The organism is Haloarchaeobius sp. FL176 (assembly GCF_024609245.1).
Lineage (GTDB): Archaea > Halobacteriota > Halobacteria > Halobacteriales > Natrialbaceae > Haloarchaeobius.
On sequence record NZ_JANJYH010000006.1, the window covers coordinates 40,397 to 64,920 of the forward strand.

General features: G+C 68.3%; 22 protein-coding genes. 7 read left to right on the forward strand and 15 right to left on the reverse strand.

The genetic code is table 11. From position 1 onward, the window contains the following. Nucleotides 1-13: 13 nt before the first annotated feature. The 3 genes from NO978_RS12815 to NO978_RS12825 form a co-directional block, all read right to left on the reverse strand. The gene (locus NO978_RS12815; RefSeq protein WP_257299986.1) at nucleotides 14-1,363 is read right to left on the reverse strand and encodes a DnaJ domain-containing protein; all 1,350 of its coding nucleotides are present in this window, start codon (nucleotides 1,361-1,363) and stop codon (nucleotides 14-16) included. Between the two features lie 65 nt (nucleotides 1,364-1,428). Beyond that, the gene (dinB, locus tag NO978_RS12820) at nucleotides 1,429-2,700 is read right to left on the reverse strand and encodes a DNA polymerase IV (RefSeq protein ID WP_257300122.1); all 1,272 of its coding nucleotides are present in this window, start codon (nucleotides 2,698-2,700) and stop codon (nucleotides 1,429-1,431) included. 264 nt (nucleotides 2,701-2,964) lie between these two features. Further along, the gene (locus NO978_RS12825) at nucleotides 2,965-3,783 is read right to left on the reverse strand and encodes an aldo/keto reductase (RefSeq protein ID WP_257299987.1); all 819 of its coding nucleotides are present in this window, start codon (nucleotides 3,781-3,783) and stop codon (nucleotides 2,965-2,967) included. A gap of 507 nt (nucleotides 3,784-4,290) precedes the next feature. Here NO978_RS12825 and NO978_RS12830 point away from each other — a divergent pair. Beyond that, a complete protein-coding gene (locus NO978_RS12830; RefSeq protein ID WP_257299988.1) occupies nucleotides 4,291-4,491 on the forward strand; it encodes a hypothetical protein in 201 nt (66 codons plus the stop codon). 13 nt (nucleotides 4,492-4,504) lie between these two features. On the opposite strand, the gene NO978_RS12835 is transcribed toward NO978_RS12830, so the two are convergent. Continuing rightward, nucleotides 4,505-5,710 carry a hypothetical protein gene (locus NO978_RS12835; RefSeq protein ID WP_257299989.1) on the reverse strand — a complete coding sequence of 402 codons (1,206 nt, stop codon included), beginning with the start codon at nucleotides 5,708-5,710 and terminating at the stop codon, nucleotides 4,505-4,507. A 120-nt stretch (nucleotides 5,711-5,830) separates the two neighbouring features. On the opposite strand from NO978_RS12835, the gene NO978_RS12840 reads away from it, so the two are divergent. Together NO978_RS12840 and NO978_RS12845 are read left to right on the forward strand one after the other, a co-directional pair. Further along, the gene (locus NO978_RS12840; RefSeq protein ID WP_257299990.1) at nucleotides 5,831-6,706 is read left to right on the forward strand and encodes a CbiX/SirB N-terminal domain-containing protein; all 876 of its coding nucleotides are present in this window, start codon (nucleotides 5,831-5,833) and stop codon (nucleotides 6,704-6,706) included. Nucleotides 6,707-6,708: 2 nt separating this feature from the next. Continuing rightward, nucleotides 6,709-7,809 carry a DR2241 family protein gene (locus tag NO978_RS12845; protein ID WP_257299991.1) on the forward strand — a complete coding sequence of 367 codons (1,101 nt, stop codon included), beginning with the start codon at nucleotides 6,709-6,711 and terminating at the stop codon, nucleotides 7,807-7,809. 24 nt (nucleotides 7,810-7,833) lie between these two features. Here NO978_RS12845 and NO978_RS12850 read toward each other — a convergent pair whose 3' ends face one another. The 3 genes from NO978_RS12850 to NO978_RS12860 all read right to left on the reverse strand — a co-directional run bounded on the left by NO978_RS12850 (nucleotide 7,834) and on the right by NO978_RS12860 (nucleotide 10,220). After that, nucleotides 7,834-8,418: a hypothetical protein gene (locus NO978_RS12850; protein ID WP_257299992.1), complete on the reverse strand. Its 585-nt coding sequence runs from the start codon at nucleotides 8,416-8,418 to the stop codon at nucleotides 7,834-7,836. A 60-nt stretch (nucleotides 8,419-8,478) separates the two neighbouring features. Further along, nucleotides 8,479-8,673 (reverse strand): methytransferase partner Trm112, encoded by a 195-nt coding sequence (locus tag NO978_RS12855; protein ID WP_257299993.1) that lies wholly within the window; start codon nucleotides 8,671-8,673, stop codon nucleotides 8,479-8,481. A 170-nt stretch (nucleotides 8,674-8,843) separates the two neighbouring features. Beyond that, nucleotides 8,844-10,220, reverse strand: coding sequence for an adenylosuccinate synthase (locus tag NO978_RS12860; protein WP_257299994.1), 1,377 nt, complete (start codon nucleotides 10,218-10,220; stop codon nucleotides 8,844-8,846). 188 nt (nucleotides 10,221-10,408) lie between these two features. On the opposite strand from NO978_RS12860, the gene NO978_RS12865 reads away from it, so the two are divergent. Beyond that, on the forward strand, nucleotides 10,409-10,714 hold the full coding sequence (locus tag NO978_RS12865; RefSeq protein ID WP_089731653.1) for a hypothetical protein: 306 nt from the start codon (nucleotides 10,409-10,411) through the stop codon (nucleotides 10,712-10,714). Nucleotides 10,715-10,729: 15 nt separating this feature from the next. On the opposite strand, the gene NO978_RS12870 is transcribed toward NO978_RS12865, so the two are convergent. Together NO978_RS12870 and NO978_RS12875 are read right to left on the reverse strand one after the other, a co-directional pair. Further along, the gene (locus tag NO978_RS12870; RefSeq protein WP_257299995.1) at nucleotides 10,730-13,138 is read right to left on the reverse strand and encodes a hypothetical protein; all 2,409 of its coding nucleotides are present in this window, start codon (nucleotides 13,136-13,138) and stop codon (nucleotides 10,730-10,732) included. 91 nt (nucleotides 13,139-13,229) lie between these two features. Further along, a complete protein-coding gene (locus NO978_RS12875; protein ID WP_257299996.1) occupies nucleotides 13,230-13,508 on the reverse strand; it encodes a UPF0058 family protein in 279 nt (92 codons plus the stop codon). 115 nt (nucleotides 13,509-13,623) lie between these two features. Between NO978_RS12875 and NO978_RS12880 the strand changes: the two genes are divergently transcribed. After that, on the forward strand, nucleotides 13,624-14,616 hold the full coding sequence (locus NO978_RS12880) for a hypothetical protein (RefSeq protein WP_257299997.1): 993 nt from the start codon (nucleotides 13,624-13,626) through the stop codon (nucleotides 14,614-14,616). A gap of 18 nt (nucleotides 14,617-14,634) precedes the next feature. Here the strand turns inward: NO978_RS12880 and NO978_RS12885 are convergent, their stop codons facing one another. Next, nucleotides 14,635-16,272 carry a TrkA family potassium uptake protein gene (locus tag NO978_RS12885; RefSeq protein WP_257299998.1) on the reverse strand — a complete coding sequence of 546 codons (1,638 nt, stop codon included), beginning with the start codon at nucleotides 16,270-16,272 and terminating at the stop codon, nucleotides 14,635-14,637. 68 nt (nucleotides 16,273-16,340) lie between these two features. Then, nucleotides 16,341-16,997: a DUF998 domain-containing protein gene (locus NO978_RS12890; RefSeq protein WP_257299999.1), complete on the reverse strand. Its 657-nt coding sequence runs from the start codon at nucleotides 16,995-16,997 to the stop codon at nucleotides 16,341-16,343. 91 nt (nucleotides 16,998-17,088) lie between these two features. Here NO978_RS12890 and NO978_RS12895 point away from each other — a divergent pair, with 91 nt between their 5' ends. Continuing rightward, entirely contained in the window at nucleotides 17,089-17,439 is a 351-nt protein-coding gene (locus NO978_RS12895; RefSeq protein WP_257300000.1) for a VOC family protein, read from the forward strand. Between the two features lie 52 nt (nucleotides 17,440-17,491). After that, on the forward strand, nucleotides 17,492-18,241 hold the full coding sequence (locus NO978_RS12900; RefSeq protein WP_257300001.1) for a dolichyl-phosphate hexose transferase: 750 nt from the start codon (nucleotides 17,492-17,494) through the stop codon (nucleotides 18,239-18,241). A gap of 19 nt (nucleotides 18,242-18,260) precedes the next feature. Here NO978_RS12900 and NO978_RS12905 read toward each other — a convergent pair whose 3' ends face one another. The 4 genes from NO978_RS12905 to NO978_RS12920 are packed head-to-tail and all read right to left on the reverse strand — an operon-like array spanning nucleotide 18,261 to nucleotide 24,484. Further along, the gene (locus NO978_RS12905; RefSeq protein WP_257300002.1) at nucleotides 18,261-20,513 is read right to left on the reverse strand and encodes a glycosyltransferase family 39 protein; all 2,253 of its coding nucleotides are present in this window, start codon (nucleotides 20,511-20,513) and stop codon (nucleotides 18,261-18,263) included. A gap of 43 nt (nucleotides 20,514-20,556) precedes the next feature. Then, nucleotides 20,557-21,708, reverse strand: coding sequence for an ABC transporter ATP-binding protein (locus NO978_RS12910; RefSeq protein ID WP_257300003.1), 1,152 nt, complete (start codon nucleotides 21,706-21,708; stop codon nucleotides 20,557-20,559). Beyond that, a complete protein-coding gene (locus NO978_RS12915) occupies nucleotides 21,698-23,335 on the reverse strand; it encodes an iron ABC transporter permease (RefSeq protein WP_257300004.1) in 1,638 nt (545 codons plus the stop codon). The genes NO978_RS12910 and NO978_RS12915 overlap by 11 nt, the downstream gene beginning before the upstream one ends. Before the next feature lie 3 nt (nucleotides 23,336-23,338). Further along, the gene (locus NO978_RS12920) at nucleotides 23,339-24,484 is read right to left on the reverse strand and encodes an extracellular solute-binding protein (RefSeq protein WP_257300005.1); all 1,146 of its coding nucleotides are present in this window, start codon (nucleotides 24,482-24,484) and stop codon (nucleotides 23,339-23,341) included. Between the last annotated feature and the right edge of the window lie 40 nt (nucleotides 24,485-24,524).

The following is a 24,524-nucleotide window of genomic DNA, read 5'->3' on the forward strand; positions in this document are numbered from 1 at the left end:
CAGTGGCCAGGCGTCAGAAGCGGGCCGCGACCTTCGGCCGCACGAACGCGCTCAACAGCAGTATCACGACCGAAAGCAGCGGCAGGAGTACCGCGACCAGGTCCACCGCGAGCATTGGCGCAGTCTCCGCGGCGTCGAGCGCGAGCCCGACCAGCGGCGCGGAGACGCCGACGACGTAGAGGTACGTCGGCTTGAACTGCTGTGCCATCCGGGTGTGCCGGATGATGACCAGGTAGACCAGCGGCAGGACGAGGGCGCCGGCCAGCAGCAGACCGCCGTACGCGCCTGCCGCGATAGCGACGGCCAGTGAGATTCCGACGGTCTCGTTGACCGTCACCCACTTGTACGGCCGCTGGGCGCGGAACGCCCGGTTGAGGACGAACCCGAGCACGGTGACGCCGACGAGGCCGGCGAGCGCACCGTACCACTGCTGTGTCGGGAGCGGTGGCTCTGTCACCAGCGCACCCTCCTCGACGATGAACGTGGCTGGCTGGGTGAGTCCGTGTCGCGAGTCGACGAGGGCGGCCTGCAGGGCCGCGGTGTCGGTGCCGGCGTCGCGCAGTCGGTCCGCGAGCGTGGACAGGGCGCTCTCGTGAGCCAACCCGTACTGGACGAGTCCAGCGATGTAGAGGAGCACCGCCGAGAGCATGAGCGGCCAGCCGAGGCTCAGGCTGTTCCACCAGTTGAACAGCGCGTTGTCCGTCCAGCCGCCCGTGCTGGTCCCCGTTGCGGTCGAGGTTCGCGTGCCGGTGGTCGAGTGCCCGCCGTTGGTCGACGTACTCCGTGCCGACCCGCCGGTGCTCCGGGACGACGAGCTGCCCCCGGTCGAACTGCTGCCGGTCCGGCTCGTCCGCTGTGACGTGTTCGAGGCCGTGGACTGGCTGGCGGAGCTCCCCGAGCTGCTGGAGCTGGCGCTCGACCCGCTGCTCCCCGAGGTGCTACTGCTGGACCGGTTGCTGGCCGAACTGCTGCTGGATCGCTTTCGGCCGGTGCGCGAGGAGTCCGTCGAGCGGCTCGTGGACCGCGAGCTGGTCGTAGCGCCGCTCGACGGACTCGTCGAGCTGCCGGAGTCACCGCTGTCGCTGGAGCCGTTCCCCCAGATATCGCCGGAGGGGAAGCCACCGATGCGCTTTGCGACGTAGTCCCTGTGGCCGAGTCGGTCGTAGGCGTTCCGCTCCGAGGAGTCGTTGAGGGTCTCGTAGGCTTTCTTGAGGGCGTTGAACTGGGCGGGGGCGTCGGGGTCGTCGTTGAGGTCCGGATGATACTCCCGGACCTTGGACCGGAACGCCTCCTTCACCTCGGCCTGGGAGGCGTCCTCGTCTATCTCCAGAAGTTCGTAGAAGTCCATATCGTCGTCAGGCATGCTGATGAGAGTGCGTCTATCCCATCTCGGGTGCCGGGACATATAAGTTCCATTGGCCGTGGCGGCTACTGGAAATCGGTCAGCGTGGACTGGCCGCCGGAGCCATCCGCCTCACTGCGTCGCGAGCGGTCCTGTGACCCCCCAGTTGCGGTCTCACGGCCGCCTCCGGAGTCCCAGGAGTCGAGGCTCGCCTGGTTGCGCTCGGTGAAGGAGAGGTTCGAGACCCGGACGCCGACTTTCCGCACGGCCACGGCCTCGAACTCCGCGAGGAGCTCCAGGGCGGTCTCGACGACCAGCTGTCCGTCGGCGACCGGCCCCGGCAACGACCGTTCGCGAGTGTTCACGTCGAACGGCGGCTCGACGGCCTTGATGCCGATGGTCCGGTAGAGCGCACCCTCGCGCTCGGCGCGGTCCGCCACGGCCTCGGCGAGCGTCCGCACCTGCTCGCGCTTCGGCTCGGGGTCCGTGACGGCCTCCCCGAACGCCGACTCGCGCGAGAAGCTCTTGGGGAGCCCGCGCGGAGTCACCGCCCGGTCGTCGTTCCCCCGCGCCCGGTCGCGGAGTTCCGGGCCACGGTCGCCGAAGCGCTCCGCCAGCGCCCGGCGGTCTGCGGCAGCGAGGTCGCCAGCGGTCTCCACGTCGAACTCGTCCCGCAACTCGCGTGCAGTCACCGGGCCGACGCCGTGGATCTCCTCGACTGGGAGGGGTTCGAGGAACCCCCGCAGCTCCGCCGGCGGCACCACGACGAGCCCGTCCGGCTTGTCGTGGTCGCTCGCGACCTTCGCCGCGCTCATGTTCGGTGCGACGCCGACGCTGGCGACGACGCCGACCTCGCGCTCGATGCGCTGTTTGACGTGCCTCGCGAACCCCTCGGCGACGCTCCAGTCCGTCCGGTCGGTCACGTCCAGGTACGCCTCGTCGATGCTCACCTCGCGGACCGTGTCCGCGCAGTCGTGGAGGATATCCTTCACGTCGCTCGCCACGGCGTCGTAGTAGTCCAGGTCGACGGGCCGGTACAGCCCCGTTCCCGCGGAGTCGTCCGCGTCGGCCCGGCGCGGGAGGCGCTCCAGCGCGGTCGTGATGGCCTGCGCGCTCTCGACGCCGTACTCGCGGGCCTCGTAGCTCGCCGTCGCCACCGCGCCGCCGTCGTCGCCCGGCTCGTAGCCCATCCCGACGACGACCGGCTCGTCACGGAGCTCGGGCTCGCGAAGCCGTTCACAGGCCGCGTAGAAGCAGTCCATGTCGACGTGCAGGACGATGCGGTCCTGCGCGTCCTGCGCCGGCGAGACGCCTGGCAGACGTTCGCCGGGTCGGGTCGGGTCCTCCGGGTCGACCATCGCGTGTTCGACCGTCGGTTGGGTAGCGGGGTGAATGAGTGTTCCGTCCAGCCCGTCGGGGCCGTCTACCGTGCACGGTTCCATTCTCTGACGATGCACACCCGAACAGTGCCCCCGCGGTCACCGCCGGCCGGTCCGGGACGAATGAGGCGAAGGCGGTCCGCGGTGCCGTTCCCCGCCCCGGGTCGAAGTACGGCATCGCTATCGGGAGCGTGTCGGCGGGCTGGAAAGCTACCGGTGCCGGAACAGTGGCTCGTGGACGGTTCAGAGACCGATCGTTCCCTTCGCGAACGCCAGGCCGTTCTTGACGGGGTCGGGGCGGGCGATGCGGTCCAGCTCGTCCCGGTCGAGCTTGAAGTCGAAGATATCGATGTTCTGCTCGATGTGGTCCGTGCTGGTTGATTTGGGGATGGCGACGAGGTTCTGGTGCTGGGTCGCCCAGCGGAGCGCGACCTGCGCGGGGGTCTTGTCGTAGCGCGTGCCGATGGACCGGAGGAGGTCGTCGTCGAGGACCCCGCCGGTGCCGAGCGGTGAGTAGGCGGTGAGCAGCACGTTCGAGTCCTGGCAGTAGCGCAGGAGCTCGCGCTGGGGCTTGAACGGGTGGAACTTCACCTGGTTGGTGAAGATGGGTTCCGGGGAGACGCGCTGGGCCTTCATCAGCCGCTTCTTCGAGAAGTTCGAGACGCCGACGTGGCGCACGTCGCCGCGCTCGACGAGGTCGGCCATGGCCTCCATCGTCTCCCGGAGGTCGGCGAGCGGGTTCGGCCAGTGCAGCAGCAGCAGGTCGACGTAGGAGGTGTCGAGGCGGCGGATGCTGTTGGCGACGGAGCGCTTGAGACGACCGGGGCGGAACCGGTCCGGACGGACTTTCGTGGTGAGGAAGATGTCTTCGCGGTCCACGTCGGCGTCGTGGATGGCGTTGCCGACGTAGCGCTCGTTGTCGTACGCCTGGGCGGTGTCGATGTGACGGTATCCCGCGGCCAGCGCGGTACGGACTGCGCCGTAGGTCTCCTGGCCGTCGGTCTGCCAGGTGCCGAGGCCGATTTTCGGGACGGAGGTCCCCTGAATCGTTTCGTACTCCATGCGACGCCGTTGGGCTCCGGTCGTCATAGGCCTTGACACTTCGGACTGTGCTGTCGCCTGCGGCGCCCCTCGATATTAGGTGTTAATATGCTACTAATTCTTATAATGGGTTGCCAGAAAGCCTTTTATGCGAGTCTCGTGCTACGAGCTACCACGATGACGAACGACAACCGCACCATGAAAGAGGTCAGCCACACACCACCGAACGGGGAGTCCGTCACGAACGTCTGGGAGCGAGGAGACGAGTCCCCCGACGAGCTGCGAGACGACTGAGTCCCGATATTCCGGACAGTGGCGGGACGACCGTCGCACCCTGACCGGCCGTCGAGAACGCCAAGTGGGCCGCTCGGTAGGCTAATTGTGTTACTTTTTCACAATCGTAGGAACGCTTTAGCGGCTCCCTGCCGATTCATCCCCTGTGCCTTCGATACTCCACGACACCGGCGAGGAGCGGCCCGAAGCGCCCGACGCAAGCGACCGCGGAACCGGCCACACGGAGGGGAACTGATGTCGACGTACGTCGGCTCGAACGGCGAGTACTACACCGCGAGCGAGGTCGTCGAGAACGTCGAGTCCGGACGCTGGACGGCCCACCTCTGGGAGACCGACACCGACCGCCAGCTCGTCGAGACGCCGCGGGAGGAGATACTGCTGCTCGTGCCAGCGACGGAGGTCGACTTCGCGCCGGCGTTCGAGCCGGCGCAGTAGGCGACAGCAGCCGTTACTCGCAGCCGACCGAGCGGGCGATGGCGACGATTTCGGACCGTGACAGCGACCCCTCCACCGAGACGACGGCGTACTGCGGGCCGTCCCCGCACGACCAGACGACCGAGCCCAGCGAGTCCGTCGCGACGTAACGGCCCTCGGTGCCGCCGACGCCGACGGTGTCACCCTCCGCCGAGCCGGTCGAGCGCGGTTCCGAGTGCCTACTCACGTAGAGAACGTCGCCGGCGTCGTTCCGGTAGAACACCGTCACGGTCGTGATCTCACCGCGGAGCACGCCGATCCGGGACAGCTCGTACCAGTCGGGCACGTCCGGCTCCGGAAGCGTCACCGAGACGTTCGCCGACGCCGCGGCGCGCGTCTCGAACGTCTCCTGGCTCTCGTCTAGGTCGACCACGCTCGCATCTTCGGGTGGGTCGAAGCGGAACCGCGAGTCGGGGATGCCCGGGCCGAACTCCACGTTCGTGTACTCCGAGACGATGCGGAACTCCTTCCCGTTGACCGTCATCGACTGGGTCACCTTCACCGGGAAGTAGTGCTCGGTGTCGAGGTGGTACCGGATCCGCAGGTCCGAGGCCACCGTCGGAACGTCGCCGCTCGGGGCCAGTTCGACGACGTGGGTCTCGCGGCCGGCGACGGTCTCCGTGCCCTCGTACGACGCGGTGTAGTTCTCGACTCGCGTCGTCGCGTTCCTGACCGCCGCGCCTGCTTCGTCTTCGACGGGCACCGACGGCGCGGGGCCCATACCGACTGTCGGCGGGGACTGGACAGTCTTGTTGTCGCTCGCCGCGACCGCGTCGAAGACCTGCCGGAGGAACGTGTTCATCCTGATCGCGTCCCCCTGGCCGCGTTCGTAGGACTGCGTCCGGACGACGTCCCGGCTCTCGTTGTACACCCAGAGCTGCGAACCGTTGCCGACGACGACGTTGCCCCGCCGGGAGTCCGGTTCACGGATTACCTCTCGAACCGCGCCGCTGGCGGGCCGGAGCCATACCGCCGACTCGCTGTGTTCGGTGTTGTCCCCGTGGGTGATGGTCGTCTCGACGACGGCGTGGACGCCGTCGATGGACTCGTAGGCTTCGACGGCCGCCTCGCCGTCGACAGCCGGGGTCGCCGGTTCGCCGTCGTCGACGAGACCCAGACAGCCCGTAGTGACGACGAGCAGGAGCCCAATCGCGACGAGGGAGCGAGGGAGGGCCGACATTTTCGCGAGTGTTCCGCCCGATGACAATTAGGCGTTTCCGTCCGCGCGAGTCACGCGAGCCGGCCGACTCGGGGTGCCGCAGACGAAGTTCCTAAGGACGTGCCAGCCTGAGCGATGCGTATGCAAGCGCTGGTCATCGTGGCACACGGGTCGCACCTCAACCCGGAGTCGAGCACACCGACCTACGCCCACGCGGACACGATCCGCGAGTCGGGCGCGTTCGACGAGGTGCGCGAGGCGTTCTGGAAGGAGGAACCGAGTTTCCGCGACGCGCTCCGAACCGTGGAGTCCGACGAGGTGTTCGTCGTCCCCCTGTTCATCAGCGAGGGCTACTTCACCGAGGAGGTCATCCCCCGCGAGCTCCGGCTCGACGACTGGGAGCCCGACCTGTGGGAGTCCGACGGCACGAGCGCCTCGCAGGCGACGCTGTACGCCGAGGACGTCGACAAGACCATCCACTACTGCGGCCCCGTCGGGACCCACGACGCGATGTCCGACGTCATCGTCAAGCGCGCCGAGTCGGTCACCGGGAATCACGACGTCGGTGATGGGTTCGGCCTCTCGGTCGTCGGCCACGGCACCGAGCGCAACGAGAACTCCGCGAAGGCCATCGAGTACCACGCCGACCGCATCCGGAACATGGGTCGGTTCGACGAGGTGAAGGCCCTGTACATGGACGAGGAGCCGGAGGTCGACGACGTGACCGACTACTTCGAGAGCGAGGACGTCGTCGTCGTCCCCCTGTTCGTCGCCGACGGCTACCACACCCAGGAGGACATCCCCGAGGACATGGGCCTCACCGACGACTATCGGAAGGGCTGGGACACCCCCGCAGAGGTCGACGGGCACCGCATCTGGTACGCGGGGGCTGTCGGCACCGAGGACTTCATGGCCGACGTCATCCTCGAGCGCGCCGCCGAGGCCGGAGCCGACGTCCGTGACGCGCTCGAGAAGGTCCGCGAGGCGACCGGCGGCGTCCCCGCCTCGGGTGACTGACGATGGCGGCCACCGACGCCGAGCTCGCACCCGACCAGTTCGAGGATCTCGTCGACGCCGTGACGGGCGGTCCGGTCGAACTCGACGGCCTCGTGGTGCAGTACGAGGACGACGGCTACGTGTTCGAGGTGCCGGACCTCCACCGCGAGCACCTCTCCGTCGAGGAGCTGGAACGGGTCGCCGCGGCCAACGCCGAGTGGGTCTCCAACTGGCACTTCTGGAACGTCGTCGTCGGCGGCGAGGGAACCGCTCGGCGTGCGTTCCTGCGCTGGCTGGAGGCCACCGACGAGCACTCCGTCCGTGCCCGCTACGACGCGATGCGCGACGGCGGCATCCACCACGAGTGGGGGCAGCTGCACGTCACCGTCGAGCTCGGCGAGGTCGGCTACCGTCGGTACGAGCTCCGACACGTCGACGACAGCGAGGCCGACCCGGACGAGCTCACCGTACACGACGAACCGCGCGACCTCCGTGACCTCTCGAAGTACGACGACCGTGGCCGCTACCGGCCGCTGAAGACCGCGCCGTCGCTCGTCGACGGCTGGGTGCTTCCGGAGCTCACGAGCGGCGAGCTGAAGGAGGCCCTGGGCGTCGTCTACCCCGCGACCGTCGAGAACTGGCACCGCGAACACGAGGGGAACCTCGACGTGAGCCACTGGCGCGAGACCGCCGAACGTCAGACCGGTATCTACGGCGTCGTCGAGGAGCTCCCCCGAGAGGCAGTGGAGTGGGTCACCGAGGCCGCCTGCGTCGACTCGCAGTGTCTCAAACGGCGCGAGTGGGAGTACGACGAGGACGACGACCTCGAGACGCCCGGTGGCGACGGCCCGTTCCCCTGCCGGGAGCCCTGCTCGCTGGTCGTGGCGGCCGCCCGGAAGTGGACGAAGCTCGAGGAGGAAGAGGAACACACCTACGAGTTCGACCTCACGCCGAGCGAGAAGGAGCAGCTCGAGGCCATCGTCGACACCGTCTCCGAGGGCCGCACCGACGAGATCCGCGAGGCCGACGTGTACGAGGGCGCGAACCGCTACCGGGCGCGCTACCTGCGGGCCAAGCGGTTCGACGAGGACGGCAACCTCTGTGGCGTGCCGACCGAGGAGTGACGGAGCCGCGGTCGAGGCCGCGCCTCAACGCAACAGGACGACGACGGCGACGAGAATCCCGATCAGCACCGCGCCGACCCCGAGCAGCACGACGGCACTGTTCGCGAGCACCATCGCGAGCACCGCCACCAGCAATGCGACGCCAGCCAGCGCGAGCAACGGCGCGTCGTCGCGCCCGGGAGCGAACGCAGAGGGGTCGATATCGCCCGACCGTTCCACCGTCGTCTCGGTTCCGCTCTCCCCGGTGGCCGCGGCACCGGCCTGTTCGACAGCGGGTGTCGCCGCCGGGTCCCGAACCGTCACCGGAACCCCGGCCTCCGCTGCACCGTAGGCCGCCACGAACCGGAGCGCTCCCGAGACCGGGCGTGGGCCGTCGGCGACCTCCACCCGGAACGTCGTACTCGATTCCGTCTCGACGAAGTGATTCGTCTCGGTGAGGGTTGCGACACGCGAGAGCGCGTCGTCGACGTTGCAGTGGACGTGGACGGCTCGCCCGTGGTTCCGGATCTCCACGTCGAACGGGCCGCGAGCCTCGAACGCCTCGACGGCTGGCTCCACGCTGTGGAGTTCCTCGCGGCTGATGTCGACGACGAGAGTCTCGGGTGCCATTGGCGGTGAGTAGGACGGGTCGTCGGTCGTCTCCGAGTTCGGTGCTGCGGCGGTGCCGGATTACGCCGGCACGTCGTCCCGCATGTCCGGCGGCAGCATGTTCGGCACGCCCTCCTCGATGGGGTAGCTCTCGCCACACTCGGTGCAGGTGAGTGTGCCGGAGACGATCTCGTCTTCGTCCTCGCGGCCCACCTCGAGTTCGAGGTCCGCCTTGTCCATCGGACAGCAGAGGATGTCCATCATGGATTCTTTCATACCCGCACCCTCGGACACCGAGAGCAAAAGGCTTCGGGAACGACGTGCGTGATTGCCTGGATTCGAGTGGGGGCACGACGCCGAGCTACCGATGACCGTTTTGGACCTCCCAGCGTGGCTCTGGGGTAGCTGCCTAGAAAGATGGAATCACCGTACTGCGGGTCGACCCTCTACGAGTCGTACGGGTCCTGCAGGATGACGGTGTCCTCGCGGTCGGGCCCGGTGCCGACGGCGTAGATGTCGGTGTCGAGCTCGTCCGAGAGGTAGCTCAGGTAGGTGCGTGCGTTCTCGGGGATGTCCTCCCAGTCGTCGACGTCGTCCCAGTCCACGTCGGGCCAGCCGTCGAACGTGCGGAAGTTCGCCTCACAGCGCGCCCACTTCTCGGTCGTCGACGGCATCGTCGACAGCTCGTCGCCGTCGAGCGTGTAGCTGTGGCCGACCTTCACCTCGTCCATCCCGGCGAGGACGTCGACGTGGTTGACCGCGAGCCCGGTGAACCCGCTGGCGCGGGTCGCGTGGCGGAGCATCGGCACGTCGAGCCAGCCGACTCGGCGTGGGCGGCCGGTGACGGTGCCGTACTCCCCACCCTCGTCGCGGATGTAGGTGGCGAGTTCTTCCTCCTCCTCGCCGGCGTCGCCGTCGTACCCCGTGGTCTGTCCCTCGACTCCGGCCAGCTCGGTCGGCATCGGGCCGCTCCCGACGCGGGAGAGGTAGCCCTTGACGATGCCGATTATCTCGCCGCCGCCGATGATACCCGGACCGAGGCCGGTGCCGGTAGTCGCGCCGCCGGCGGTCGGATTCGACGACGTGACGTACGGGTAGCTACCGTGGTCGATGTCGATGAGCGTGCCCTGTGCACCCTCGAACATGACCTGCTCGCCGTCGTCGATGGCGTCGGCGAGGAAGTCGCCGCAGGAGACGGGCATCCCCTGTTCGGCCAGCCGCTCGCCGTACTCGCGGTACTCCTCGAACAGCGCGTCGACGTCGAACGCCGCCGGATTCTCCAGGTCGTCCACGGAGAGTCCGTACACGTCCTCGACGAGGGCCCGCTTCTGGGGCACGACGTACTCAAGGCGCTCGCGCAGCACCGCTGGGTCAAGCAGGTCGCCGACGCGGACGCCGCGGCGGCCTGCCTTGTCCTCGTAGGTCGGTCCGATGCCGCGCCCGGTGGTGCCGACCTTCTGGTCAGATTCGCTCTTTACCTCCTCCTCGATGCCGTCGAGCACACGGTGGTACGGCAGGATGACGTGTGCTCGCTCGGCGACACGCACGTCGGGGTCGAGGCCCCGCTCGCGCAGGTCTGCGATCTCGTCGAACAGCGTCGCCGGGTTCACGACGCAGCCGTTGCCGAGGACGCCCACCTTGCCGCGGACGACTCCGCTGGGAACGAGCGAGAGCTTGTACTCGGTGCCACCGTAGACGACGGTGTGGCCCGCGTTGTCGCCGCCCTGGTAGCGGACGACGACGTCGGCCCCGTCGCCATAGATGTCGACGACACCGCCCTTGCCCTCGTCGCCGAGCTGCGACCCGACAATGGTTACGGTCATTTACACGCGCCGATTCTCCAGCGGTCGGTAAACCGATTTCGATACGGCGGGTCGCGCTCGGCCGTTGAGTCGTGGTTGCACGGACCAGAAGACATATACAGGAACCACGGCTAGGTCCGTTTTGCTGCGTTTCTCGCCGGGTCCGCACGATAAGGTTTAAAACCCCGTACGACAAGTTAACAAATGCCATGATAGACCGACTTGAGAAAGAAGTCGATATGCTGGAACGACATCTGCAGGTGCTGAAGATGGTCATCGAGAACGAACCGATCGGTATCGTGAAGATGTCCAACGAGACGGGGTACCCCCACCACAAAGTCCGCTACTCCCTCCGCGTCCTCGAGGAGGAGAACCTCATCGAGCCGTCGAGCCAGGGCGCCATCACGACCGAGCGCACGCTCGAGTTCGTCGAGGAACTCGACGGCAAGATCGACGAGATCGTCGAGAAGATGAACGGGATGAAGATCGACGACGCCGCCGAAATCGAGAACTGAACGGTTTTCGTCTTCCTACAGCTCCGGCACGTTGATGTGGAACTCCCCGCCGCGGGACTCCACCAGACACAGGTGGTAGCCCGATTTCCGGGACAGTTTCACGAAGCTCTTCTTCGAGTCCCGGCTCAGGAAGCTCCCGCTCGTCGCCTCGGAGGCCGTCTCCAGCGCCCCCGGGTCGAAGAAGGAGGCCGTGACGACGACCGCCCCGGCGAGGCTCTCGCTGGTCCGCTTGACCCGCGAGGCGCGCTCCTGGATATCGACCATCATCTCCTCGGTCGTCGGGTCGCGCGAGTCGTTCAGGTTCGCGACGACGAGCGGGTTGCCCATCCGGTCGCGGACGACCACGTCGAACGTGGTCTGGTCGCGCTGCTCGTTGCCGTCCTCGTCGTAGCGTAGCGACACCGAACCGTTGAGCTCGGCGCGGTCTGCCTCCGGGATGGCGTCGTAGAGGTCCCGCATCGCGCTCGCGTTTCCGGTGTCGCGGATCTCGTAGAGCAGGTCGCGGACGAACCACTCCACGAAGCTGAACTCGATGCTGTCGTGGAGGAAGTCGGCGTACGGCCGGCCGTCGACCGCCGCGTCGTCCGCGTCGAACTGCGTGTGGTGCTCGATGCGGAGGTTCGCGTTGACCGCCTCGGCGTCGGCCTCGCCCTCGTGTGCGGTGTCGAGCGTCGCCTCACCCTTCGAGCCGTAGCGGACGAAGAGGTTCGTCCCTTCGAGCGCCTGCTGTGGCGTCAACTGCGTGTCGGCGTCGGCGGCCGGGCCACGCTGTGCGGCGAGTTCGGCCTCGAGGTCGGTCAGCTCGGCCTCCAGGTCGGATATTTCGGCCTCGAGGGCCTCGAGTTCGTCGCGCAGCTCGGCGTTCTCGTCGGCCAGCTGGTCGCGTTCCTCGCGGAGCTCCGTACGCTCCTCCTCGACGTTCGAGAGCTGCTGCTGGAGCCGGTCGATCTTGTCCTCGCGCTGGAGCATCTCCCGCTCGAGCGGCTCGTCGTGGCTCCTGCCGTCGGCGGTGTTCGTGGACTGTTGCTCCGTGCGTCCGGCCTGCTGGCCGGGGCTCGACTGTCGGTTCGTGCTGCCGGTTGCCTGCTGCTGACCGTTCGTGCCCTGCGGGTTCGACTGCTGGCTGTCGGCGGCGCCCTGGCGCTGCCGTCGGCTCTGTCGGTTCGGCGTCGTGCTCTGGCTCGTCGTGGACTGCGCTGTCGAACTCTGGGGCGTCGGCTCCCCGCTCGTCGATTCGGACCGGTCGGGATTGATGGAGGGAATCGAGCGCGTCTCTCGCCACTCGGCTTCCTCCTCCAACACGGGGTCCTCGTCCTCGTCCGCGGCCTCTTGCTCGACCTCAGCCAGCACCTCGTCGGGGATCTGGACGGGGTCGTGGTCGTCCTCGACCGTCTTCGTGGCCGTGCTGTCCGGTGTCGCGTCCGCGTCGGTCCGCGTGTCTGTCGCGCCGGACTGAGCCTCGGGCTCCGTGGACGGCTCCCGTCGCGGGGTCGGACGGCTACCGTCAGCCTGCGTGTCCTCTGGCGTGCCGTCCGCCCGGTCAGTCCCGCCCGTTCGTGGCTGGTCCTGGCCCTGGGATGGGTCGGTCTGTGTAGGCGGTGCCTGCTCGCTCGACGCCTCCCTGACGACGGGTTCCGCGGGCGCGGTTGCCTCGGTGACGGACGACTCGTCGGCGTGCTCTCGCTGGTCGCGTGGACTGGCCGCCTCCGTGGTGGCGTCGGCAGTGTCCGACGGTGCGGGGTCGGCGACGACCGCTTCGTCGCTGGCCGCGTCGTCCGTTCCGGTGGGGTCTGTCCCTGCGTCCGTGGTGCCGGCGGCCGCACCACCCGCCGCAGTCCCGGTCGCCGCCTCGTCGGGAGCGGTCGCTGGTTCGGGGTCCGGCTCGCCACCGGGGATCTCTGTCACCTGGATGTCGACGTCCATCACGGTGTAGATGCCGACCTCGTCGTCTGCGCGTTCGAACGCCTCGTCGCCCGTGTGCAGGCGCTCCCGGTTGCCGATGAACGCACAGCTCATCGAACGGCCGCCGTAGTAGACGACGTAGTAATCGCCGCTGAGGACGTTCTCGGAGAGCTCGATGTAGCCCGTGAACTTGCCCGACGTGAGCGTCGAGTCGGCCTCCGAAATCGGTGTGTCGTTGGTGTAGTAGTTCGCCCGTTCATCGCCGCCCGTCTCCTGCATCGCGAAGAGGAGCGGCACCGACGGATGGGGTGCATCGTACGTCGTGCCCGAAGCGCCGTCGAAGTCGTCGATAGTCCCGTCGAAGACCCCGATGATGCGGCCGTTCAGCATGAACAGCCACGTCGTCCCGGCCGTCACGGCCCCGGTGAACTCCGTGTCCGCGAGCGAACGGAGCTCCTCGAAGCCGCCCGAGAAGGGACGGGAGTCCCAGTCTTCGACGCGCTCTACTCTGCGCGAATCCATATACGGTTACAACCGGATGCGGGACAAATAGTTTCCGGGGATTAGCCGTTGCAGGCTGGCATCCGAGACGGCGAGCGCCCGAAGCGCGGCCTCAGATCTTCGATTCGGCGTCGTCCGCGAGCTCCTCCATGCGCTTCTGGATGCGGCCGGCGCTGGAGAACTCGTCCTCGCTCATGACGCTGGCGAGGGCGTTACCCAGCACGAACACGGCGTGTTTGTGCTCGCTCTTCGATTTGTGTACGTCCGACGGGTCGACGTCGAGGTCGTGGTACTGCTGGAACAGCGCGTCCTTGCCGTCGCCCGCTTCCTCGAAGTGAGTCATGATGTCGACCATCTGCTCGTGGAGTTCGAGGAGCTCGTCCTTGTGCATGAATCCGTGTAAGGTTCTGGCCGATTTAAGGATTGTGTGCCGCTCAGCGGGTCGAGGGCGTCAGCGAGGGGCGTAGGCCACAATTTTTATAACCGACTGACGTACCGGGGAACAAATGCCGACAATCCGCCTCGACGTCCCCGAGGAGACCGTCGAGAAGCTCGACATGGAGACGGACCTGCTCGGGTTCGAGGACATCCCGACGTATCTGGACTGGATCATCGGGAACCGCGCGGCCATCGAGCAGGGGACCGAGCGGGACCAGTTGTTGTCGGAGTACGCCGCCCGTGTGGCCGAGCTGGAGGAGCAGGTCGCCCAGAGCACGACCGGTGACGAGCCGGCGGCGACCCCGGCCGACGGGGACGCGACGGCCGAGGCCACGGACGGATCGGCGACCCCCGAGAGCCCCGGAGCGACGGACGGGACGGATTCGACAGACGAGCAACCGGCGACGGCCGATGGCGGCGGGACGGCGAACCAGACGGTCGAGACGGGCGGGACCGGTGAGCGGATGGTGCCGAAGTCGGGGCCGAACGCCGAGCCCGACGACCTCGGCGGGAACTTCACGCCGGAGCGGGTCAAGCGGTTCACGGACGAACGACTGAACGAGGAGGCCGACGTCCTCGCCGGTGTCGAGGGCGAGCGTCTCGACGAGTTCGCCCGGCGCGCGGTCGCACAGACCCGCAAACGCCTCGGTCGCGACCCGGCGACCGGGCTGAGCTACCAGTCGAACACGAGCATCGCCGTCAGCAGCGACGACGTCTCGCCCGGCGAGGACATCACCGACCTCGAAGCGCTCGACGTCCCCGGTCGCTCGCCGGAGAAGGTCGAGCCCCGCCGGCGAGCCGTGGGCGCGGCGCTCGCGTACCTCAAGGACGAAGACAGAGCACGGCGGTCGGACTTCGTCGAGGCGCTGTACGAGGAGTACCCGGCGGGGTACGGCTCCGAGTCCGGCTGGTGGAACTGCATCAAGACGGGCCTGAAACAGGTCGACGTGGTCGAGGGCGGCGACGGTGCGCGCGTCTGGCGGTTCCGGCGGACGGAGATATCGAACGAGGCCGGGACGCTCCGGGGGCGCGGGCCGAAACGCGTCGTCGACTCCAAGTAGGGATGGGGGTCAGATGAGTCAACAGCAGAGTTCCCTGAAGCGGTTCGTCCCCTGGTCAGTGCCGGCGACGATGAGCTGATCGCCCCGTTCGATGCGGAACGAGGGGCCGACATCCGTGATGACCTCGCCGTCGCGCTCGACGCCGACGACCGTACAGCCGGTGCGCTTGCGCACCTGTGCCTCCTCGAGGGTCTGTCCGACCAACAGCGTTGCCTCCGTGCGGATGACGTCGACCTGCTGGTCGATGGAGAGCACCTCTTCGTCCTCGAGGATGGTCGAAGCGATCATCCGGCCGCTGACGGACGCGAGCGAGAGCACGTAGTCCGCGCCGGCGCGGTACATCTTCTGGACGCTCTCGCTCTCGGTGACGCGGGCGACGACCTCCGTCTCGGGGCTCTCGTCGCGGATGACGAGGGTCGCGAACTCGGTCGTCGTGTCGTCGGGAAGCGCGAGCACGACCGTCCGGGCGTCCCCCAGTTCGGCGGCGTGGAGGACATCGGGGTCGAGCGCGTCGCCGACCACGTCGACGCCGGGCTTCTGCTCACGGTCGATGACCCGGTAGGGGACGCCGGCCTCGTCGAGCTGTTCCGCGACGGCCGACCCGACCTGTCCGTAGCCGACGACGATGGTCTCGCCGCGGCGGAACTCACGAACACGGGAGAGCGTCAGCTCCTTCAGCGCCTGGAGCTGGTCCTCGCGGCCGGTCACGAGCAGCACGGTGCCGTTGTCGAGCTCGGCGTCGGGGTCCGGCGGGCTCCGGAACTCCCCGCTGAACCACGCGCCGATGACGTTGACGCCGGCACGCTCCCGGATACCGCTGTCGGAGAGCGTCTTGCCGACGAGCTCGCTCGTCCTGTGGATTGGCAGTTCGGCGATGTCGAAGTCGTCGCCGATCTCGATGGCGTCGCCGAGTTCGGTCGAGATACCCGTCGTGACCTTCGAGGCGAGCCCGCGGCCGAGCAAGGGGCGTGGGGAGAGCACCTCGTCCGCGCCGGCGAGCCGGTGGTAGGAGACGCTCTCGGGGTCCTCGACGACGCTGACGACCTGGAGGTCCTCGTCGCCGACCTCGCCCGCGGCGAGGACGATGCTCGCGTCCACCTCGTCGGAGACGTCCGCGACGAGGGCGCGGGCGCGGACGATGCCGGCGTCCTCCAGTCCCTCGGTGCTCTCGGGGTCGGCGTTGATCACGTCGTAGCCGGCCTCGTGAAGCTGGACGGCGGTGTCGCGGTCGGGTTCGAGGATGACGGAGTCGACGCCCCAGGCATCGAGCTCGTCGATGAGTGCGTCCGCACGGGCGGTGTACGTGCAGACGAGCACGTGGTCGGTGAGGCTCTCGCTGACGCTGGTCGGGACGGTCGTCGAGAGGAGCTCCTCCATGGCCGGGAACACGAGCACGGGCAGTGCGAGGAAGATGAGGAACACACCTGTCGTGTCCATGATGATGATGAGCAGGTTCATCTCGGGGGTGTGCCACGGCGCGTCGGAGCCGAAGCCGGTCGTCGTGAACGTCTCGACGACGACCTGCAGCGAGTGGAGGAACGTCTCCGGTTCGGACTCGTAGGCGCTCATCCCGTGGTCGTAGATGACCGCGTAGACCAGCATGACGCCGGTCAGCATGAGGAGATAGTAGGCGGTCCGACGCTGCCACTTGTCCATGTCCGGGCGTGACGCTCTACGGGGATAACTGTTGTACGTCGCGGCAGTCGAGACGGGTCGAGAGCGAGTTAGGCGGGTAGCGAGCCGTCGCGAAGCAGCGTCCGAGCGGTCCAGATGACCCAGCCGCCGAACACCGCCGCGCCCACGGCCTCGGGCACGGCGAAGTAGGTCCAGGTGTCGCCGTCGCCGGTCCAGACCGCCGCCTCCAGCAGCACCCAGAACAGCCAGGCGAACAGGTGGAAGATGCCGAGCCACATCGTTCCGACGCCCACGGCCGGGTTCCGGTCCAGCGCGAAGCCGGTGCCGAAGACGAGCAGCGCCACGGTGAGCAGCAGGAAGAAGCCCGCCGCGAACGGGAAGTGGAGCGCGTTCGCCGGGCCGTCGACGTAGGCGAAGCCGACCCCGGTCATGCACGTCAGCGCGAGCGCGAAGACGACGACCCCGGCCTTCTCGATGCCGTTGACGGTCTCGGTCCAGAGACGGGCGGCGTACGGGAGGCCGAGGATGCCGCCGAAGAGCAGGCCGCCGTTGAACAGGAGGAAGGCGAGCTGGTCCGCGGTGTCGATGGCGAGCAGAGCCTTCCCGTTCGCCTCGCCCATGCTCGACAGGGAGCGCGACCGCCAGCTGAACAGCGGGTCGACGAGCGTCGCCAGCAACAGGGTCACGAGCGCGACCGTCGAGGCGACCAGTCCGAAGTACGTCAGGGTCCGACGCGTATCAGCCATGCACCCAGGCTCCCGTTCCAGCGACAAATACCTGTGTGAACTAGCCCCAAACGTACGAACCGTTTTACAGGGGGCGCTCCCACGTTGCCACATGTCAGGACTCGTGTTCTTCGGGAGTAAATCGTACGAGGAGACGGCCGCCTTCTACGTCGAGGAGGTAGGCGCGGACGTCTGGCTCGAACAGTCGGCGTGCACAATCCTGCAGTACGACAACCTGCTGTTCGGCTTCTGTGAGGCCGCCGAGACGGAGACCGAAGGGGTGCTCACGTTCGTGACCGAGGACCGCGACGGGGTCGACGCGTTCTACGACCGGTTCGCCGACCGAGCCCGCGACGAGCCCTCGGTGAACGAGGCCTTCGACATCTACAACTTCTTCGCGACGGACCCGGACGGCCGGACGATGGAGTTCCAGACGTTCCTCCACGAGACGGAGTCTGTCTAACCCAGATATTTTTTGGCAAGCCTAAAGTACGGCCGTCGGTAAGCCAGAGCCAATGAGCGAGCACTCTCCGGCGGAATCCTCCGACGTGGACGGGGGCGATTCGACCAGGGCGGACGGCCCGCCGTTCACCTTCGACGACGTGGCGGTCGTGATGGGAACGTACAACGAGGAAGCGGCCATCGAGCACGTGCTGACCGACATCGACGAGGTCACGGACGGTCGAGCCGAGGTCGTCTGCGTGGACGGCTCCGACGACGCCACCGCCGCGGTCGCCCGCGAACACGGCGCGACCGTCATCGAGCAGGAACCACAGGGCTACGGCGTCGCCGTCCGGGAGGCCGTCCTCACGCCGGACCGGCCCATCGTCGTCACGACGGACTGCGACGACACCTACCCGATGGAGGCGCTCCCACGCTTCCTCGACCTCGTCAACGAGGGCTACGACGTGGTCTCGGGCGACCGGCTCCACCATGGCGCGGAGGCGATGCCCGCGTTCAACCGCTTCGGCAACCACGCCTTCGCGGCGCTCGCGTCGGTGCTCATGGGCGAGCGCGTCCACGACACCACCACGGGGATGCGTGCCTACCGGCGCGAGGTCGTCGCGGACATCACGTGGACCGAGAACACCGGCCTCTCCGCGGAACTGCTCATCCGCCCGGCGATGCGTGGCTACGACGTGGTCGAGACGCCCATCGAGTACGACGAGCGCCGCGGCGAGACGAAGCTCGACCCCATCGGGGGCGGCGCTGCCATCGGCAAATCCATTCTGACGGTCTCACTGGCCGAGCGGTTCCGTCGCTGAGACGGCGGCTCTCCCGGCGTCAGTTCCTTTCGAGGACCAGCCCGCCGGCACCGACCGCGATGTTCGGGGCGCCCCGCGCCACGGCGGCCAGGTTCGCACCGGCGGGCGTCTGGTCGGTGGTCCAGGCGTTGTCGGTGATGTTGACGCCCTCCAGCGACATCTCGACGAGGGTCCCGTTCAGCCAGACGCCGTCGAAGTGCTCGTTCGGGTGGTCGGGGAGGTACGTCCCCTCCAGCCCGCAGTCGACCACGAGCCGGCAGACCGACGACGCGGGCGGCCAGACGACTGCGACGCCGTCGTCGGTCCGGCGGGCGTCGAACTCCTGCCGGTAGGTCAGCGTCGCGCCGCCCTCGTAGGTCAGCACCACGACGACGGCGAACTCCGTCGTGCCGTTCAGCGGCACCGAGCCGTTCTCGCCGAGGGGCTGGACGTCGTCGTCGGTCAGCCGGAGCCCGTCCGGGCCGACCGTCCAGTTCGCGGCGAGGCGGTCGCCGAGGCCGTCCTCGACGGCGAACTCGCGGACCTCGCCGTCGCCCTCCAGCCGGACGATAGCGTTGCTCGCACCGGACGGGACGCCGACGCGGGTCGTTCCCGAGAGCTGCTCGCCGGACCGACGTTCGAGCCGTTCGAGCTTTCCGATGGGGCGGTCGGTGGCGTCGGGCACCCACTCGCCGTGGTAGCTGAACCGGTACGGCGTTCGGTTCCCGGTCGCTTCGAGCACCGCGAAATCACTCGCCGGGCCACGGTCGAGCGCGTACAGCACGTCGCCGCCGTAGCCGGCGTCGTTCCGGAGCGTCTGGAAGGGATGGGCGAGCCAGTCGCCGTACGGCGTCGGGACGAACACGACGGCGTCGTCGAACTCCTGTGCGAGCACCGGCTCGTAGACGGTCCCGTACTTCTCGGTGGTCTCGGCGTGCTCGGTGACCGGTCCGTCGAGCGCGTCACGCTCCGCGACGCCGACGGCCGGGAGCGAGACGACGAGCAACGCGGCGAGGACGACCCGTGCGGCCCTCTTCGAGCGGCGTGCGGTGACGGCCGCTCGGAGCCGGTCCGCGGCGGCGACGATGCCGAACGCGCCGAATATCGCCAGCGGGACGACGAGGTCGAAGTGGTAGAGCGGCCCGAACAGCGAGAGCAGCCCGTCGCCCAGCTCGGCCGGGCCCGAGCTGACGTTGTAGGTCCCCCAGAACGCGAGGTTGCCGATGCAGACCGAGGGCACGACAGCGAGCAGGAGCACGGCGAGACAGTCGTCAGAGCAGTGCGGCCGGTCGAGCGTCGGCGAGCTGTCGGGGGCGACCCACGGAGCGATGCCGGCCCGGCGGCGCAGCCACGCGCTCGCACCGCCGAGGAACGCGGCTGTCCCGAGCCAGCCGCCGACGGTCCACCGGGTCGCCGACTCCCAGAGGAGGACGAGGTTCGTCCGGACCGCCAGCGCGGGCGTGTAGACGAGGTCGTGGTCGAGGATGCGGCGCTCCCCGAACCCGAGGCCGTCAAGCGGTGCGAAGGCCGCGTACGGGAACACCAGCGGGTCGCCGGTCAGCAGCCAGTTGTAGCCGAGCGTGGTGAGGACGCCGACGAGACCGAGTGCCGCGACGACGAGGTTTCGGGCGACGAAGCCGTGCTGGAGGTACTGCCCCGTCGAGCCGTCGTGACGGTAGTAGGCCGTCTCCAGCGTCCAGCAGGCGTGGCCGACGAACGGGGCCGCGAACAGTACGGCGGTGTACGGCCGAGCGAAGAACGCGAGCGCGACGGCGACGCCTGCCAGCACCGCGTACCGACGCGAGCCACGGCGGTGGGCCCGGACGTAGGCGAGTGCGAACGCGAGGTTCAGCAGCGTCGCCGGCGCGTACGGCAGGAACACCGAGGTGGTCAGCAGGAACGTCGGCGTCAGTAGCACGAGCACAGCGGCGAGGAGGCCAACGCGCCGGTCGAACGCTTCCGTCCCGAGCGCGGCGGTGAGTGCGATGATGCCCGCCGCGACCGCGGCGAGGGACAGGCGGGGCTCGCCGAACGCGAGCCCGAGGGCGAAGATCGCCGACGGTACGGGTGCGTACTTCGGGTACATCGACTCGCCCTCGGTGACGAAGAACCACGGTCGGAACGCCTCGGTCAGCCCGTCGGGCGGGTACGCGTGGAGCTGGCCGTCGAGCAGCAGCGACGCCTGGTGGAGGTAGACTCCCTCGTCGTGGTTCGCCGAGTGGAACGGGAACAGCTCGGTGGCGACGAGGAACACGACCGCCGCCGCGAGGGCGGCGAGCAGGAGGGATGACACGCGATTTCGCGTGAGAACGTCGGGGACGGAGCCGGCCATCGATTCAGCTGAAGGAGCCGTCTTCGTCGGTGGCGGGGAACCAGGCGAGGTCGTGGTCCGCTGTCAGGTCGACCCGGACGGACTCGTCGAGGTCGACCTGGTCGGTGTGGTTGTGCATGCACTCGAGGATGTCCCCGTTGTCGAGCTCGACCCGGTAGAGGATGGTCGGGCCGAGGTAGCGCCGGTAGACGACGCGGCCGTTGGCCACCTCGTCGGGAGCGAGCGGGCGGGCCTGGATGTCGTCCGGCCGCACCAGCACGTCGATGCGGCTCCCCTCGTACTCGCCGGCGAGGCCGTGAATCATGCTGCGGTCGACCGCGCCGACGCCCGTCTCGACCTCGTCGCCGTGGACGTAGCCCGAGAGGAACGAGGCGTGGCCCAGGAAGCCCGCGACGAAGCGGGACTCGGGGTGCTGGAACACCTGCTCGGGGCGGCCGACCTGCTCGATCTGGCCCTCGGACATCACGGCGACCCGGTCGGAGATGCTCATCGCCTCCTCCTGGTCGTGCGTGACGGAGACGGCGGTGACGCCGGCCTCCTTCAGGATGCGGCGGACCTCCTCGCGCATCTCGACGCGGAGGTCCACGTCGAGGTTCGAGAACGGCTCGTCGAGCAGGAGGATCTTCGGCTCCGGCGCGAGCGACCGAGCGAGGGCGATGCGCTGCTGCTGGCCGCCGGAGAGCTCGTCCGGATGGGCGTCGCGGTGGGACTGCAGGCCGACGAGGTCGAGCATCTCGTCGACGCGCTCGGCGGTCGTCTCGTCGTCGATGTCCGTCAGGCCGAACGCCACGTTCTCCGCAGCGGTCATGTGCGGGAACAGCGCGAACTCCTGGAAGACGACGCCGACGCCGCGCTGCTCGGGCACGACGAAGCTCTCGCCGCCGGAGACGCGCTCGCCGCTGACCCGGATACCGCCCCCGTCGGGGCGTTCGAGCCCGGCGACGAGCCGGAGCGTCGTCGTCTTGCCACAGCCCGATGGGCCGAGCAGCGTCAGTATCTCGCCCTCGCGGACCGAGAGCGAGAGGCCGTCGATGACCGTCTCGCTCCCGTACGACTTCGACACGCCGTCGAGTTCGAGGACGGTTTCGCTCTCCTCGACGGACGGGCGTTCGTACACTGTCTCTACGTCTGCCGTGATGGTTGCGTCACTTGACATCGTATCCCTCCTGTGAGAGGATGACGAAGATGGAGACGGCGGAGACGCCCAGCAGGATGAGCGCGGGCACCGCGGCGTCGTAGAACGCCTGGGAGCCGTGGGCCTGCCAGACCGCCATCACCAGCGTCTCGTACCTCGTCGGGCGGAGCAGCAGCGTCACCGGTAGTTCTTTCATCGTCGTCAGGAACACCAGCGCCGCGCCGCCGAGCAGCCCCGGTGCTGCCAGCGGTAATGTGACCGAACGGAACGCGCCGACCGAGGTGCGCCCCAGGGTCCGGGCGGCCTCGGGGAGCGCCGGGTTGACCTGCAGGAACGAGGCCCGGGTCGAGCCGATCGACTGCGGCAGGAACCGGACCACGTAGGCGAAGATGAGCAGCGGGAGCGCCTGGTTCAGGCTCGGGAACGTCCGCGTCGACAGGTAGATGAGCGCGAACGCGACGACGACGCCCGGGGCGGCGTAGCCGAAGTAGCTGACGCGCTCGGTGAGCTTGCCGACGCGGGTGTCGTGGCGGGCCGAGAGGTAGGCGATGGGCAGGCCCGCGACCGTCGCGACGACCGCCGCCGCGATGGAGAGCTTGAGCGAGTCGGTCAGGTTCGATAGCTCGAACGGGACGCGCCAGCCGGGTTCCGGGCCGGCGAGCAGCCAGCTGAACAGGATGGCGACCGGGAGGACGATGGCGACGAGTACGACGAGCGAGCAGAGCGCGAGCGCGGGCCACTTCCAGACCCCGAGACGGGCCAGCGATGCCTGCCCGCCCTGTCTGCCGCTCGCGAACTTCTCGTTGTTCCGGGTTCGACTCTCGACGGCCAGGATGACGGCGGTCACCGTCAGGAGCTGGAGCGAGAGGAGCGCGGCCCGGTCGAGGCCGCTACCCCCTGTCGACGTGCCGCGTTGCGTCGCAGACTCGATGACCGTCGTGAACACGTTGTACCCCATGATGGCGGGGGTCCCGAAGTCCGAGAGCGCGTACAGCGCCGTCAGCAGCGCGCCGGCCGCGATGGCGGGCTGGAGCTGCGGGAGAACCACCCGGCGAACCGCCTGCAGCCGACTGTGTCGGAGGGTGCGTGCCGCGTCGACGAGCGTCGTGTCGACGGTCTTCAGCCCGGCGCGGGCGGTGATGTAGACGTACGGGTACGTGTAGAGCGTGATGACGAGGACCGCGCCTTCGAGGCCGGTGATGTCCGGAATCTGAGGGACGCCGAAGGGCGCGAGGAACTCGTTCACGTCGCCGCCCTCGCCGAACGCGCTCGTGAACACGAACGCGCCGATGTAGCTCGGGATGACGAGCGGCAGGGTGACGAGGACGGTCCAGATGCGTCGGCCGGGGAGGTTCGTCCGGACCGTCAGGTACGCGAGCGGGACGCCGAGCAGGATGGAGAAGACGGTGACACCCGTGACCATGATGGTACTGTTGACGAACATGTCGACCGTCGTGTCGCGGGTGACGATCTCCAGCGCCCGGGAGAACGGAACGTTCGAGGCAGCGAGCAGCACCCAGATGAACGGGCTGGCGACGGCGGCGGCGACGGCCGCACTGGCCAGCGAGAGGCCGAGCGGATACGCGCCGCTTTCGGTGCTATCGCCGTCGTCCGTCGTCGTCTCTGAGTCGTGCTGCTCGACTGCCATCAGCTAAACCTGTATCCCCACCTCACGCATCAGATCGATAGTCGGCCCGATGTCGGAGAGCTGTGCGAGGTCGAAGTCGGGCGTCGCCAGTTCGTCGACGGGTGGGAGGTCGCCGACTGGTTCTACTTCGGGGATGAGTGGGTACTCGAATGTACGTGTTGCGAAGTACTCCTGGGCCTCGGCCGAGAGGAGGTGCCGGACGAAGTTCGCCGACATCGACTCGTCGCCCGTGCTGTCGACGACGGCCGCGCCGGCGACGTTGAAGATCGAACCGGCGTCGTTCTGCGTAAACGCCGTCCCGATGGGTGCGTCGTCGTCGTTCGCGAGGACGCGCTGGATGTAGTAGTGGTTCGCGAAGCCGGCGGTGAGCTCGCCGTTCGCGACCGCCCGAGCGACGATGAACTCGTCGCTGTACCGTCTCACGCCGGCCTCGAGCATCCCTTCGAGCCACGCCTTCGTCTCCTCGCGGCCGTTCATCACGCGCATCGCGGTGAGGAAGCCCTGGAAGGAGCCGTAGCTCGGCGCCCAGCCCATGTCGCCGGCGAAGTCGGTGTCGGGGACGGCGAAGATGTCGTCGGGCACGTCGCCGTCGGACAGGTCGTCCGTGTTGTACGGGATGGTGCGTGCGCGGCCGGAGGTGCCGATCCACGCGCCGCCGTCGGCGCGGTACTGCGTCGGGACGAGGTTCTGCACGTCGTCGGGGAGCGTGACCGTTCGGCCGGCGTCGGCGAGCAGGCCGAGCGCACCGGCGTTGACGGAGAAGAACACGTCGGCTTCGCTGGCGGTCCCGGCGGTCTCGATCTGGTTGGCGAGGGTGGTCGACGCCTCGTAGCGCGTGTCGACCTTGAAGTCGTCGTACTGGTCCTCGATGTACGAGAGCAGCGGGTTGACGAGCGGTTCGCCACGCCCGGAGTAGAGCGTGAGCGTGCCGGAGAGGTCGGGCATGTCGGCCATCGGCGTTCCGCCGGGTGCCGGTCGACCGTTCATCCCGGAGCCGATGAGCCCGAGGTCGCCGTCGCTGCCGTCGTTGTTGCCGGTCAGGGTGTCGATGCAGCCCGCAGTCGCCGCGACACCCGCCGCCGATGCCGCCGCGAGGAAGCGGCGACGCCCGACGGGAGTGTCGGTCGTGTCGTGGTCGTTCTGGTTCATAGTTGGTTTAGGCCCACCTAAATGATTTATAACTGCCGAT

Bases quoted from the DNA above. Each gene is read 5' to 3' on its own strand.
- NO978_RS12915 (WP_257300004.1), bottom strand. From the start codon at position 23,335: ATGGCAGTCGAGCAGCACGACTCAGAGACGACGACGGACGACGGCGAT.
- NO978_RS12895 (WP_257300000.1), top strand. From the start codon at position 17,089: ATGTCAGGACTCGTGTTCTTCGGGAGTAAATCGTACGAGGAGACGGCC.
- NO978_RS12890 (WP_257299999.1), bottom strand. From the start codon at position 16,997: ATGGCTGATACGCGTCGGACCCTGACGTACTTCGGACTGGTCGCCTCG.
- NO978_RS12875 (WP_257299996.1), bottom strand. From the start codon at position 13,508: ATGCACAAGGACGAGCTCCTCGAACTCCACGAGCAGATGGTCGACATC.
- NO978_RS12825 (WP_257299987.1), bottom strand. From the start codon at position 3,783: ATGGAGTACGAAACGATTCAGGGGACCTCCGTCCCGAAAATCGGCCTC.
- NO978_RS12910 (WP_257300003.1), bottom strand. From the start codon at position 21,708: ATGTCAAGTGACGCAACCATCACGGCAGACGTAGAGACAGTGTACGAA.
- NO978_RS12830 (WP_257299988.1), top strand. From the start codon at position 4,291: ATGTCGACGTACGTCGGCTCGAACGGCGAGTACTACACCGCGAGCGAG.
- NO978_RS12840 (WP_257299990.1), top strand. From the start codon at position 5,831: ATGCAAGCGCTGGTCATCGTGGCACACGGGTCGCACCTCAACCCGGAG.
- dinB (WP_257300122.1), bottom strand. From the start codon at position 2,700: ATGGTCGACCCGGAGGACCCGACCCGACCCGGCGAACGTCTGCCAGGC.
- NO978_RS12850 (WP_257299992.1), bottom strand. From the start codon at position 8,418: ATGGCACCCGAGACTCTCGTCGTCGACATCAGCCGCGAGGAACTCCAC.
- NO978_RS12855 (WP_257299993.1), bottom strand. From the start codon at position 8,673: ATGAAAGAATCCATGATGGACATCCTCTGCTGTCCGATGGACAAGGCG.
- NO978_RS12880 (WP_257299997.1), top strand. From the start codon at position 13,624: ATGCCGACAATCCGCCTCGACGTCCCCGAGGAGACCGTCGAGAAGCTC.
- NO978_RS12845 (WP_257299991.1), top strand. From the start codon at position 6,709: ATGGCGGCCACCGACGCCGAGCTCGCACCCGACCAGTTCGAGGATCTC.
- NO978_RS12865 (WP_089731653.1), top strand. From the start codon at position 10,409: ATGATAGACCGACTTGAGAAAGAAGTCGATATGCTGGAACGACATCTG.
- NO978_RS12835 (WP_257299989.1), bottom strand. From the start codon at position 5,710: ATGTCGGCCCTCCCTCGCTCCCTCGTCGCGATTGGGCTCCTGCTCGTC.
- NO978_RS12870 (WP_257299995.1), bottom strand. From the start codon at position 13,138: ATGGATTCGCGCAGAGTAGAGCGCGTCGAAGACTGGGACTCCCGTCCC.
- NO978_RS12920 (WP_257300005.1), bottom strand. From the start codon at position 24,484: ATGAACCAGAACGACCACGACACGACCGACACTCCCGTCGGGCGTCGC.
- NO978_RS12815 (WP_257299986.1), bottom strand. From the start codon at position 1,363: ATGCCTGACGACGATATGGACTTCTACGAACTTCTGGAGATAGACGAG.
- NO978_RS12885 (WP_257299998.1), bottom strand. From the start codon at position 16,272: ATGGACAAGTGGCAGCGTCGGACCGCCTACTATCTCCTCATGCTGACC.
- NO978_RS12860 (WP_257299994.1), bottom strand. From the start codon at position 10,220: ATGACCGTAACCATTGTCGGGTCGCAGCTCGGCGACGAGGGCAAGGGC.
- NO978_RS12900 (WP_257300001.1), top strand. From the start codon at position 17,492: ATGAGCGAGCACTCTCCGGCGGAATCCTCCGACGTGGACGGGGGCGAT.